Annotated in this window: 13 protein-coding genes; 3 read left to right on the plus strand and 10 right to left on the minus strand. The window is 40.1% G+C overall.

Annotated elements, in window-relative coordinates; translation table 11 throughout:
* Nucleotides 1-202 precede the first annotated feature (202 nt).
* On the minus strand, nt 203-673 hold the full coding sequence (locus tag ACWPOD_RS14060) for a GNAT family N-acetyltransferase (RefSeq protein ID WP_213917327.1): 471 nt from the start codon (nt 671-673) through the stop codon (nt 203-205).
* Between the two features lie 1,080 nt (nt 674-1,753).
* Complete coding sequence (locus tag ACWPOD_RS14065; protein ID WP_069520274.1) at nt 1,754-2,605, minus strand: hypothetical protein; 852 nt, start codon at nt 2,603-2,605, stop codon at nt 1,754-1,756.
* Nucleotides 2,606-2,930: 325 nt separating this feature from the next.
* Here ACWPOD_RS14065 and ACWPOD_RS14070 point away from each other — a divergent pair, with 325 nt between their 5' ends.
* Entirely contained in the window at nt 2,931-3,224 is a 294-nt protein-coding gene (locus tag ACWPOD_RS14070) for a hypothetical protein (RefSeq protein ID WP_343361573.1), read from the plus strand.
* A 206-nt stretch (nt 3,225-3,430) separates the two neighbouring features.
* On the opposite strand, the gene ACWPOD_RS14075 is transcribed toward ACWPOD_RS14070, so the two are convergent.
* The 6 genes from ACWPOD_RS14075 to ACWPOD_RS14100 form a co-directional block, all read right to left on the minus strand.
* Nucleotides 3,431-3,880, minus strand: coding sequence for a C-GCAxxG-C-C family protein (locus ACWPOD_RS14075; RefSeq protein WP_456231956.1), 450 nt, complete (start codon nt 3,878-3,880; stop codon nt 3,431-3,433).
* Nucleotides 3,881-3,995: 115 nt separating this feature from the next.
* Nucleotides 3,996-4,691, minus strand: coding sequence for a hypothetical protein (locus ACWPOD_RS14080; protein ID WP_086468403.1), 696 nt, complete (start codon nt 4,689-4,691; stop codon nt 3,996-3,998).
* A 183-nt stretch (nt 4,692-4,874) separates the two neighbouring features.
* The gene (locus ACWPOD_RS14085) at nt 4,875-5,954 is read right to left on the minus strand and encodes a hypothetical protein (protein WP_456231957.1); all 1,080 of its coding nucleotides are present in this window, start codon (nt 5,952-5,954) and stop codon (nt 4,875-4,877) included.
* Nucleotides 5,955-7,220: 1,266 nt separating this feature from the next.
* On the minus strand, nt 7,221-7,562 hold the full coding sequence (locus ACWPOD_RS14090; protein WP_075111332.1) for a hypothetical protein: 342 nt from the start codon (nt 7,560-7,562) through the stop codon (nt 7,221-7,223).
* 155 nt (nt 7,563-7,717) lie between these two features.
* Nucleotides 7,718-8,221: a peptide deformylase gene (gene def / locus ACWPOD_RS14095; RefSeq protein WP_456231958.1), complete on the minus strand. Its 504-nt coding sequence runs from the start codon at nt 8,219-8,221 to the stop codon at nt 7,718-7,720.
* A 154-nt stretch (nt 8,222-8,375) separates the two neighbouring features.
* A complete protein-coding gene (locus ACWPOD_RS14100; protein ID WP_456231959.1) occupies nt 8,376-8,546 on the minus strand; it encodes a hypothetical protein in 171 nt (56 codons plus the stop codon).
* A gap of 419 nt (nt 8,547-8,965) precedes the next feature.
* Here ACWPOD_RS14100 and ACWPOD_RS14105 point away from each other — a divergent pair, with 419 nt between their 5' ends.
* Together ACWPOD_RS14105 and ACWPOD_RS14110 are read left to right on the plus strand one after the other, a co-directional pair.
* Nucleotides 8,966-9,970 carry an integron integrase gene (locus ACWPOD_RS14105; protein ID WP_456231960.1) on the plus strand — a complete coding sequence of 335 codons (1,005 nt, stop codon included), beginning with the start codon at nt 8,966-8,968 and terminating at the stop codon, nt 9,968-9,970.
* Between the two features lie 299 nt (nt 9,971-10,269).
* Nucleotides 10,270-11,349: an acyltransferase family protein gene (locus ACWPOD_RS14110; protein WP_456231961.1), complete on the plus strand. Its 1,080-nt coding sequence runs from the start codon at nt 10,270-10,272 to the stop codon at nt 11,347-11,349.
* Nucleotides 11,350-11,518: 169 nt separating this feature from the next.
* Here ACWPOD_RS14110 and ACWPOD_RS14115 read toward each other — a convergent pair whose 3' ends face one another.
* The gene (locus ACWPOD_RS14115; protein WP_456231962.1) at nt 11,519-11,779 is read right to left on the minus strand and encodes a hypothetical protein; all 261 of its coding nucleotides are present in this window, start codon (nt 11,777-11,779) and stop codon (nt 11,519-11,521) included.
* 93 nt (nt 11,780-11,872) lie between these two features.
* Nucleotides 11,873-12,157, minus strand: coding sequence for a hypothetical protein (locus tag ACWPOD_RS14120; protein WP_456231963.1), 285 nt, complete (start codon nt 12,155-12,157; stop codon nt 11,873-11,875).

Below are 12,157 nucleotides of genomic sequence, written 5' to 3' on the forward strand. Positions count from 1 at the left end.
GTAATACCAGCAACATCTTCAAGTTTACCTGTTCGAATTTCCACGAAATGTCCTTTTTCTTCGAGCTTTATAACGCCTTGTTAAGGTGTGAGGCGCGCAATACCGAAGCTTCCGCATACCACCTTAACCACTAAAACCAACGCATAGTAAAAATGCCACGCGTGCCGAATCACTCTTGAACAATTTGTTATGTAGCCGACTTTCAGGTTAGCGTTTTCTGTCCAATTTGGATTTTGGGTGTAATACCGGCTTTACGATACAAACCTAAAGCAGATTCATTGAAAGAATATACTTCTAACCACAGCTCTTCTCCGCCGTTAGAAATAGCCCTTTCCTCAAATGCCTCTATTAGCGTAAGTCCAACACCCTGATTCCTAAAGCACGAATCCACAACAATCTGTTCAACGCTTGCGATCTTTCGCTGTTTTAGCGTCCAAGACTTACGAACCCATAGCTCACCAAAAATAAAACCTACTAACTGCCCATTGCTCTCGGCTACCAGGAAAATCGAGCTTTCACTTTCGATTATCTTGTGTAGGTCTATTTTTTGCTCAATTTCTTCCGGTGATAAAAAGTCATCAGGTAAATTTGCTTGATGATACTCATTAAGCTGAAACTGTAGTTTCTTGATAACGCCGATATCTTCAATGCGAGCTTGGCGAATAATTAACATATATAAATCCTTTTAACTTACCGTCCTCTCGCGGCTACATAACGCCCAATTAACGTGTGAGCAGCGCATACACTGAACTTGAACACTGCGCCGTAAACACTAAACCCAACCCGAAGTGAGAGCGCCAAGCGTTGCGAATCACTGTTGAATTGTTTGTTATGTTTTACCACAAACACATGATTTACTTGAGAAAGAACTGCTATTTCTGACCAGTTTTCTGAGCTAAACCACAAGGCAAGAACCAACTTGGCCACCAAAGGCGATTAACCTAAAACCAGTAATTCCACTTCCCTGCCCAATGAGGCAACCCGAGCAAGAAACAACAAGCGCCCTATCTTTCCAACCAAAGCGCAAAACAATGCTGAATTGCCGAGGCAACTGCCAAGCCGAAATGCTGCTTGGCAAAGAACCTATCAGCGACTTTAAGCCAGTTAAACAAACAGTCAACCGCCACGACCTGACAATGAAGCAACCCGCGAACATTGGCATGTTTTACGGGCTGAGAGATTCAAGAACTTAGACCGACAATGCGGATTTGCTGAGTCTACTAGGGAAGAACTGCCAGAGGGATAAAGAACAAGAGCCTAATAACTTTAAGCCTTTGAATTTCAAGTAAACATAACGCCGCATTAAGGTGTGAGCGACGCTTGGCTATACTTGAGCGAAGCGAAACTGCCAAGCGTTGCGAATCACTCTTAAATGCTTTGTTATGTGTTTTTTAAACGATACACCGCCCTTGCTATTCGAAAGTGTGACAGCGATGAATATACGAAGAGTAGTATTTGGGTGATTCCCAATGGCGTTGAGGGCACTAATAAGACTAACACGTACAGAATTACACTTATTACAGCCATAATAAGTGTTTTGCTCATAAACCAATCAAGACTAATATCATTGACTTCTGCACGATGCTCTTTCGCAGCGCTCCTAACTGTAATTATGGAGCTAGAGTAAATCATTGCACTAGCAATAGCCCAATCGCTCGTTGTTAGTAAGTCTCCCCATTGGCCAGTAAAACCTTTAACTAGAACTAACGCTAAAAAAGGGATTATGACAAATGTATAAGAGATAGCAGCATATCTAATCTCTTCCAAAGAACTCACACTGTGTCCCATTACATTCGATAATATCTATAACTTTTTTTATTTGCGCATTTTTTATCGTCGGTTTCCCCTTAACGCGCCAAAGCTCATAAGCTGAGTGAACAAGCAAGCTATCTTTAACATCCACTTTCTTTTGACCGTTTTGATATTCTTCAAGCCACAAAGAGTCTTTGATTGGAGCATTGTAAGTAAGCTTTGTTTGAGTATTTTGGAAGCGCCAGTTTAAGTCACCACGGAAGCATGGCCTAATAACATCGACGATTTCTTTGTCATCATGTTTGTCTATAAAATTAGAGAACATATCTCTAGGGCGCTTACTTAGTCTAAAGCCAGTATCAATATTAATTACGTTACTCGGTTGTTCAGAGTCGATCCCATCAGTAATAGTAAGTTTCTCATCAGGCTCGACCATTCTATTTGCGTCAGACCACTTTTCCATTGCTAAAGCAACATCTAAGTCATTCAGAGAAGGCTCTACCCTCTCCTTGTATCGACCACTTGAATTCACCTTACGACTCAGCTTTTGATTTTGCCTTTGAGTAATTTCCGACAGTGATTCCAAGGAGCCAATCTCTCCAGTAAGGTCTTTAATTAGCTCATTAGGGCTTGTTAATTCGTCGAATAGTTTTAGAAGCTTCAACTTTATGGAACCACTTTGAATGTCATTAATTTCTATACAGAAATCAAGGTCATTTCCGATTGCATCTGCGATCGCCTTTCCAAAGCTTTCATAAGCTGATACATAGTTACCTAATGCGAAAAAGACTTCTCCGACATTTTTTCGGTTTGGGTTGTACTCGAAGTGGAATTCAAGGAAAGATTGCGACATAGCCTTAGTCTAATAAGTGAGAAAATGCAATTATACACTCAGCAACAATACACGCATAGAGCAACATGCCTGATGGCTATAATCCTCGGCTTACACATAACGCCCTGCTAAGGGGTGAGCAACGCAATACCGATGCCGCCGCAAACCACCTTAATCACTAAATTCAACGCATAGTGAAAATGCCACGCGTTGCGAATCCCTCTTGAGCAGTTTGTTAGTTTGCAAACCCAAAGCGTTGATTTTACGTTATTTTAAACTTTGCAAACAATAAACTTTATGTATTTTGATGCACTTAAGTCAGGCGTAGTCTCAAAGCGGCTACTCAATGAAACCACGTGGAACAAACAGCGCCGCGGAAAACGAACTCACAACACCAAAAAGTGCTTTTGGAAAACCAATCTCGCAATGCGGACTTTCAACAAAGTCACTGAAACCACGTGGAACTTACCACACCAGAGAAAACGTCATTTCAGCGAGTAAATCGGCTTTTGTACCAACAAACTCAAAGAGCAGCGTTTCAGCAAAAGAGTTCAACTCAATTAACCCAAAAGTCGCCGCACCAAAGAACGAATCAACCGTTGAAACGATGCCAATTTTGGATTTTTACCACACTAATTAACACTGAAATTGAACGCCGATACGACAATTTAGACTTTGAGCTTTTACCACTAGACCTTGCGATATAGCTGCGTTTTTCCTCTTGCAAACTAACGCCCTGTTAAGGTGTGAGCAACGCAATACCGATGCCGCCGCATACCACCTTAAACACTAAAAGCAACGCATAGTAAAAATGCCACGCGTTGCGAATCACTCTTAAACAGTTTGTTAGGCATCTTTGCTCAAGATTTGTACTGCTATTTCAGCGGCTTTTCGAGTGTAGTTACTACAATTAGACCGAAGATTATGAGAGCGAAAGTGAGCCATACCCTCTTCTGTACCAATGTCACAACCCAAAAGCTCATGACAGTCTTTAGCCCCAAATTCATTTTGAAACTTCTCGACTAACTCCTGCGTTGCTTCGTACGTAGTCGCGACAGTATCACTTTGGGATTCACGACCTAGAACTAAGCTAATGCCCATAACAGCCCCTGATAAAGCACCACATGGTCCACAGGTTCTAGCCATGCCACTACAAAATCCAGTCGCCATTTTCGAGGCTAAGCGATCATCCACCCCGTGATATTCAGCGATAGCAGAAACGACACTTTCAGCACACAAAAGTCCATTTTCAAAATGAGCTTCCGCTAACTTACCAAATTTTATTGATTCTTCCATGACAGCACCCTCCTTGATGCCTAACGCCGCATTAAGGTGTGAGCGGCGCTTGGCTATACTTGAGCGAAGCGAAACTGCCAAGCGTTGCGAATCACTCTTAAATGCTTTGTTATGTTTATTCTAAAAGGTTCTGGCTTACAGTTTGTTTGTCAAAAAATGCGATCCAAGAAAGCAATTTCTCCGCACTATGCGCTATGTTGTTTTGCGTGTGTATTTGCTGAAGGTAATGTGCAATAGACATCCAAGCCTTAACGTGCCTATCGCTTAAACCTGAGCATACAGGGGTTAGAGCTAATACCAAGGATAGCTCTAACTGGCACGAATTGCGCAGGTTCTCCATAAATGCTTCACTTTGCTCTTCTTCTGCCAGTGTCTGTTTCATAACATTTAGCATATGCTGGTTTGCTTGATGCTCTGATGCATGGAACAGAAATGTAGAAATGCTGCTTCCATCGACTAGCTCAGTATCTTCGAATATACGTCTAAGTAAAAAACGAAGCTGCGCTCTAAGTCTACGCTCGAGCATAACCTGCTTACGATGGTTTTTTGCTAATTCTGCATTTTTTCTACGTTTTGTTTCAGCCGATTGAATAGCTTCAACAACTACTAGTATCAGTACTAACTCTAGTAGCATCCCTGTAAATTCAGGTAGTAAATTCCCGGCAGCATAAGCTGCTAAAGTTGTTTCACTTTCGTCTGTGTATATATGTAAGGTAATTCGGAGAATAAATGCGATTGCAATAAACACTAAAAGGTAAACATTCTGCATGTGCCTGCTAGCATTAGCGAGATAGTCGATAACAGATTTCATTAAGTATAGTTAAGCAACAAAAAGCATAGCATACCACAAAGATGCCGAGGATGGCTCAAATAAACATAACGCCCTGTTAAGGTGTGAGCAACGCAATACCGAAGCTCCCGCATATCACCTTAAACACAAAACGCAACGCATAGCAAAAATGCCACGCGTTGCGAATCACTCTTAAACAGTTTGTTAGAGCATTTCTTCAAGTTTATTAATCCAGAGATTATTTACCCTTGTAGCCAATGAAAACCTACTCTTTACAAATTTCTTCTGCTCCAAAGTTAGTAGCTTCATATCAGGCAACTGGGTGTGTAGCCAATTTTGCCATTTATGCGCTTCAATAATGCTTTTTATAGACAGTTGGTAATCATCATTGACAGGCAACCCCTTCAAGTCGTTGATTTCATCGTTACTACCATATTCGTTAAGCACACCATTCTTTTCACAAAATATATTTCCATCACCTTTTTGATAGTCCAATGCATGGGTTCGAACATAGTCACAATCATATTCTGATAATTCATCCTCTGTACGGAGCATTCCATTACGAAATTGAGGTTGATAAACGATGACACCATTGTTTGGTATTGCACGCCTAATCAAAGGCTTCATTACTCTTTTAATTCCATTGACTAACTCACCGCTAAACTCATCACTATCAGGAGATAAAATCATTTCCTTCAGATATGGAAAACCTATACGCCTTGAAAATAAAAATGCAGATGAAACACTGATAAAATTATAATTATTGATAGAAAAAGCAAAAACACTTGGCGTATAACTAAAAGCTGGTGTGTCGGTAGCTCCAAAGTTAATACGAGGGCTAATACGATCTGTTTTTTGAATAATAAGCAATCGATCGTATTGACCTATACGCTTATCAATATGAAAGTTGACATCAACATCCAAGTAATTTTTGTCTAACTGCTGCATGCCTAACCAAAGACCAATTCTTACTTTATCGATCCACTCTAAAAACATTGACATATCTTCACTTGATAGCGTTGCTTCGTCGAGAATTTTCTCCACAACAGGCTTTACTTCACTTTCCAACCGACCATAGTTAGTATTACAAGTAACACAAGCAGGAAATGTAAAGTGCTTAAATGGATACTTTCTTACCCCTTCACCCTTGGTACCCGGTTTATGGTAGCCAAAAAATGCTTCTCGTTTTGGATCACCTGTCAGCTCAATTAGCCATTGAGGAATAATATGCTCCCGAGACTTTTCTTGAGGCTTATTCCCACAAAAAATACAATATTTACTCAATTAATATCTCCGAACTCTAAAATGCTCTAACGCCCTGCTAAGGGGTGAGCAACGCAATACCAAAGCCGCCGCAAACCACCTTAATCACTAAATTCAACGCATAGTAAAAATGCCACGCGTTGCGAATCCCTCTTGAGCAGTTTGTTAGTCGCGAGGCACCGAGCGACAATTTTAAGCCAAACTAAACTTTGCGAACAACAAGCTTTATGTGTTTTGATGCACTTAAGTCAGGCGTAGTCTCAAAGCGGCTACTCAATGAAACCACTTGGAACAGCCAACGCCGCAGAAAACGGACTGACAACACCAAAAAAGCGCTTTTGGAAAACCAATCTCACAGTGCGGACTTTCAACAAAGTCACTGAAACCACGTGGAACTTACCACACCAGAGAAAACGTCCTTTCAGCAAGTAAATAAGCTTTTAAACCAACAAACTCACCGAGCAGATTTGCAACCAAAAACAGATTTTCGATTACCCCGCTCTATCACCACCAAAGAACGAAACAACCGCTTGGAAAATAGTAATGCATTGATTTAGAACCGATGAAACTGAGCTTTGACCGTCGAAGATGGAACTATGAATCAAACAACCAGTAGCCAAGTTTTGAGCTTAGAAACATGATTTTGACTGCTAGCTTTTTCTGGCGACTAACGCCCTGTTAAGGGGTGAAGCACGCAATACCTATGCCGCCGCATGCCGCCTTAACCACTAAAATCAACGCATACCAATAATGCCACGCGTGCTGAATCCCTCTTGAACAGTTTGTTATGAGCGTACTTACGTTGCCCACTTACCAGACAAAAAGTTTGAAACAAACGAGGATAAGTGCAACTGTGACAAGACCAATCCAACCGATTGTTCGTGTTACTGTTTCCGGTGATTGTGTATTGAAATGCGGAAATAAAATGGCCCCAAAAGATAACAGTGGAACAAAACCGTATAATTGCCCCATTTGTGATGACGTACCCGAAGGGAAAGGCGGAACAAACAAATACAAAATCGTATACGCAATATAGGCAAGCATTGCAATACACGCTTCCTTTACCGACGTATCACTTTCTCCATACCAAAAGTAGAAACCCACAATGACACAAAAAACAGCCACACTGATCAACAGAACTATCTCCTAATTACCCTTTAGCTCATAACGCCTTGTTAAGGGGTGAGCAACGCAATACCGATGCCGCCGCATGCCACCTTAATCACTAAAACCAACGCATAGTAAAAATGCCACGCGTTGCGAATCCCTCTTGAACAATTTGTTAGCTTAAATTATGTAGCACCAAGCCATACCACCCCAAAACAGAATATTCAAAGTCCAGACCATTACACTCTGAACTGGAAGCATATGAAAAACTAACTGGGGACATGCCTTAAGATCACTAGGAGAGAACAGCATTTGCGGCTGAAAATCCCAACTAGTAGCTAAACGCAGACCTCTTTTGAATCTAGGATGATTCACCAAGTATTCAGCGTAGGATGAATAAATTGTCCATAACCCAAAAAAGCCTAGTAACTCAATTAGGGATATCACTTCCAAACTAAATGGCAATAGTGAAGGTCCACCAATGAGCAAAATAGCTGCAAATATCCATTTTCTATTTCTCATTACACATCCTTGTTAATGATTTAAGCTAACGCCCTGTTAAGGTGTGAGTAACGCAATACCGAAGTTGCCGCATACCACCTTAAACACTAAAACCAACGCATAGTAAAAATGCCACGCGTTGCGAATCACTCTTAAACAGTTTGTTATGAGCGGGGTTAAGAGTGCGCTTTAACGTACTTTTTAACCTTTTTCATAGCCATTTGACGCTTAAGTGGCGAAAGATAGTCAATAAACAGATTACCCGACAAATGATCTATTTCGTGCTGCATTACGATAGCCAGAAACTCATCACTTTCGATGGTAATTGGCTTACCTTCGCGATCTAAAGCAGATACAACAACTGAAGTAAAACGCTCTATGTCTGCATAGTAATCAGGAACTGATAAACAACCCTCTTGACCCAATGCTTTATCCGAGCCACTAATCACTTCTGGGTTAACTAAAATTAGCGGTTCATCTCGACTTTCTGAAAGGTCGATAATAACAACTGCCTCTTTACGACCAACTTGAGTCGACGCCAAACCGATACCATTGTCAGTCGCATATAGCGTTTCCAACATATCGTCTATTAATGTTTGTACCGTCGTAATATCTCGCACCTTTTCCGCTTTGACCTTAAGCCTTGGTTCAGGTGCAGTTAGGATTTCTAAAACTGCCATATTTTCCTTCTAATTCTTGGACGCTCATAACGCCGCATTAAGTGGTGAGCAACGCTGGCCACCATACTTAAAGCCTTGTGCCGTAGACACTTAAGCCGAAGCAAACCGAAAATGCCAAGCGTTGGGAATCTGTCTTAAATGCTTTGTTAGGCAATTAACCCCACTTTTGCACCGTACTCACTTTCTGTACGTGATGCTTAGTCAATCGGATAAACTCTTTTGCAGTCGATGGTGTTTCTGGTAGAGCTTCTGACTCATGGCTACCACTTCCTACATACCTAAAACCTGCTTCCCAGAGTAGCTTGCTAGCTAGCCATTTACTCACCGCAGCCCTTTTGGGACTACGAAAGTTCCGCCCCATAAATGCGAGTGTTTTTCCGCAATTTGGGCATACATGCTTCAGCTCACTTTCAGCTAACCAAGCAGTGTAATTGTTACCCTTTATGAGTGCTGGGCGGTTGAACGAAACTAAACAATCAAAGCAGGCAAACTTATACAATGAACTCATTATTATCCCCTAGTTGCCTAACGCTTTCTATACGGCAATTTGCCTCCTTTCTGGCAAGCTAACCCCCTTTTTCTGATCAAAAGCGCTATAAATCGTAGCACCTATATGCATGAAACAAATAGAAAAACAGTATGAATATGTGTGGTCGCGCGCGCAATTAGACGGCGCAATACACGCTAATTACAAAAGAGGTGATAGACTAAAGATACTGTATAAATAAACAGGTCAACTTTATCATGAAAAGTCAGTTTTTACTTAGTGTAAAAGAGCACATGCTTACTCGTCATTATGCGAATAAAACCATCGAAAGTTATCTATTTTGGATAAAACGCTTTATCACTTTCCACCAGCTTGCCCACCCTTCGACACTAGCAGAAGATGATGTCGTTCAGTTCCTGAGTTACTTAGCGGTAAAAGAAAAAGTTGCGGTAAAAACGCAAGCTTTGGCACTGAACTCAATATCATTTTTATATCGTGATTATTTCAAAACTCCACTATCACTTGATATGAGATTTCAGAAATCTCTGACCGAAAAGAAACTTCCCGTTGTGTTAACTAGGGAGGAGATCCGACGATTCGTTCAACATATCGACCCGAGGTATAAACTCCATATTCAGTTGCTTTATGGCTCAGGGCTTCGAGTCATGGAGTGTTTGCGCTTAAGAGTTCAGGACATCGATTATGATTATGGCGCAGTTCGTGTTTGGCAAGGAAAAGGAGGTAAAAATCGTACCGTAACGTTAGCAAAAGAGCTACATGAGCCGCTTAAAGCTCAGGTTAATTTAGCAAGAGATTACTATTTTAAAGATAGACACATGCCTGGTTATGCGGGGGTATACATCTCTGAGGGTTTACGACGTAAATACCCAAAAGCGGAGCTAGATTTTAACTGGCACTTTTTATTCCCATCAACAAAGTTAAGTACAGATCGGGACACCGGAGAGCTCAGAAGACATCATATCAATGAAAGTGCAATACAAAGAGCGGTAAAGCGCGCTGCAACGGATGCGTGTATTGAGAAAACAGTAACATGCCATACACTCAGGCACAGCTTTGCCACACATTTATTGGAGTCTGGTGCTGACATTAGAACAGTACAAGAGCAGCTTGGTCACACCGATGTAAAAACCACGCAAATCTACACTGCAATTCATCGAGTCAACCACAAAAGTAAATCTCAATTGGTAATTTTAAAACAAATCATTAAAAATCAATATATTAAGAAAACTTTCACTATGTAGAAATGCTTCTTCTCAATTCTTATATGATCAAAAGAAATCCTAAATATTCAAAATTCCACGCTTAATGCGCCCCAGTATTGCCCCAAATTTGCCCCATTTCTCGCGACTATAAGCCACCTCATACCTAGTCTCGAACATCTTAATGCCACCAGCGAATGAAGCACCAAAAGTATGGTGACACCTAACTTATTTAACCTAACCTTTTCTAAGCCAAAGCATATTGTTTGAATTTTCTCATTGTCATGCCCATACGCATCAGTTTACACTACATAGTTTTGTATAAGAATGAATGTAAAAAAATGTTTTTGAAATCAATAAGCAATTTTAGAGGATTAGCCATAATAGCTATTGTGGCTGGCCATATGTATCACACAGGCTTTTCTAGTGGGGATGTTGTTTCATCTGTAATTCGTAACGTGATTACTGGTGGCACTGCTCTTTTTGTTTTTATATCTGGGTTTATGTTTCACTATGTTTTTTTTAGTAGGTATGAATATAAAAAGTTCATATCTACTAAAATAAAAAATGTAGGTATACCTTATTTTTTATTGTCCAGTCTAATTATAGGTCTGTATTATATATCTTCAAAAGGTTACTTTATGCCTATTGATGAAACAACAAGTAATATGTATATAAACGGAATACTATTCAAGCCAGATGATTCAAACATACTAACGGCATTTAAGTATTATATCACAGGTGGTTCTCTAACAGCTTATTGGTATATTCCATTTGTACTATTATTATTCGCAACCGCTCCATTGCATATTAAGTTCATCAAGTTAAGATTAAAGCATCAAGTGTCAATAGTTATTATCTTATCTTTATTGGCAATTTTCATACATAGACCGGTTAATTCTATAAACCCTATACATTCTCTTATTTATTATACTCCTGTCTATTTAGTTGGTATTTTATTTTCAATTTATTCATCTGAAGTCAAGAAATACTTAAACAATAAAATAGGTATATTGATCTTTTGTGTTGTTTCTCTTTCACTTTTAGATTACATTTCCGGGCACCAAGGAAATTACCAAAAACCATTTTTCGAATATGCGGGCGTAGATTTACAGTATATACAAAAAATGTTTTTAATTTTCTTGGTTTATATTTTGTTAGAAAAATACAATTTTGAATCAAAAACCTTAGACATTATATCAAATACAAGTTTTGCTATATTTTTCATTCACCCTTGGCTACGTGTAATTTTGTGGAATATTTATTCACTTTTAGGTATAGATCCGATTCTTGAAAGTAATAATCTAGCTCTATATTTCTTTAGTGTGACTTTGGTTTTACTATTATCAGTATTCACAGCCCTTGTTATCAAAAGGATTTTCAAGGGTAGTAAACATACAAGATACGTAATGGGGTACTAAACATAATACCTAACGCTTTTCATTTGCGAGCGTTTTGAAGGGACCAAATTCTCTTAATATTATTTCCTTCCATAAAAAGGGCCACCGCGCAATGCAGTGGCCCTTCTTTGTTCGTATTGTTGCTACCTAATCGCTTTGGGTCCATGGACACATAGCGGCCCATACAGGGCTATAGATAGGGTCGGTGGTCATAGTAAAACTTGCGCGCTTCGCTGAGTTCCCATTCAAACGCCTTTCTGCAATGGTCCTCCTGCTTGCTAAGCTTTAAGAACAGCCAATCAATAAACTTGATGGGCGAGCGCTTGCCTTGCTGCGCACGAATGTAGCTCCAGCCGCTGATCGTGAGATCAGGTCGACCAGTAAGCAAGTGCAGCACAAACATGTTCAGCGCCAACAGAACGCGCATAAACAGCGACCAAATTCGCTTCATATCATTTCCTATTCATAAAAATCCACCGCGCAATGCTGTGGATATGGTTCGTTCGGATGTTGAATTTGAAGACGGTTAATGAAATTACTGAGATTAAGCGACTGTATCTTTATTGGACACAACACCACCTGAGATCACATTCTCATCAAGCCACTGGTAAACTTGCTTCCTTAACGGCTGGTCTTGATCATATAAAGATAACGGGAACAAAAACGTATTTTCATACCTTATGTAATTAACCCCATCTTGCGGAGATGCTTTAGCACCAGCAAAAGTCTCCTCGCTGTCAAAACCACGAACCATAAACTCTATTTCACCGGATAGACACTCATTTATATATATCACTCTATAATATAAACCGTCTTTAATAATCGCCAT

Source organism: Vibrio sp. JZG120 (assembly GCF_053890955.1).

Coding starts and splice junctions, on each gene's coding strand:
- ACWPOD_RS14060 (WP_213917327.1), bottom strand. CDS start 673: ATGTTAATTATTCGCCAAGCTCGCATTGAAGATATCGGCGTTATCAAG.
- ACWPOD_RS14065 (WP_069520274.1), bottom strand. CDS start 2,605: ATGTCGCAATCTTTCCTTGAATTCCACTTCGAGTACAACCCAAACCGA.
- ACWPOD_RS14070 (WP_343361573.1), top strand. CDS start 2,931: ATGAAACCACGTGGAACAAACAGCGCCGCGGAAAACGAACTCACAACA.
- ACWPOD_RS14075 (WP_456231956.1), bottom strand. CDS start 3,880: ATGGAAGAATCAATAAAATTTGGTAAGTTAGCGGAAGCTCATTTTGAA.
- ACWPOD_RS14080 (WP_086468403.1), bottom strand. CDS start 4,691: ATGAAATCTGTTATCGACTATCTCGCTAATGCTAGCAGGCACATGCAG.
- ACWPOD_RS14090 (WP_075111332.1), bottom strand. CDS start 7,562: ATGAGAAATAGAAAATGGATATTTGCAGCTATTTTGCTCATTGGTGGA.
- def (WP_456231958.1), bottom strand. CDS start 8,221: ATGGCAGTTTTAGAAATCCTAACTGCACCTGAACCAAGGCTTAAGGTC.
- ACWPOD_RS14105 (WP_456231960.1), top strand. CDS start 8,966: ATGAAAAGTCAGTTTTTACTTAGTGTAAAAGAGCACATGCTTACTCGT.
- ACWPOD_RS14110 (WP_456231961.1), top strand. CDS start 10,270: ATGTTTTTGAAATCAATAAGCAATTTTAGAGGATTAGCCATAATAGCT.
- ACWPOD_RS14115 (WP_456231962.1), bottom strand. CDS start 11,779: ATGAAGCGAATTTGGTCGCTGTTTATGCGCGTTCTGTTGGCGCTGAAC.
- ACWPOD_RS14120 (WP_456231963.1), bottom strand. CDS start 12,157: ATGGCGATTATTAAAGACGGTTTATATTATAGAGTGATATATATAAAT.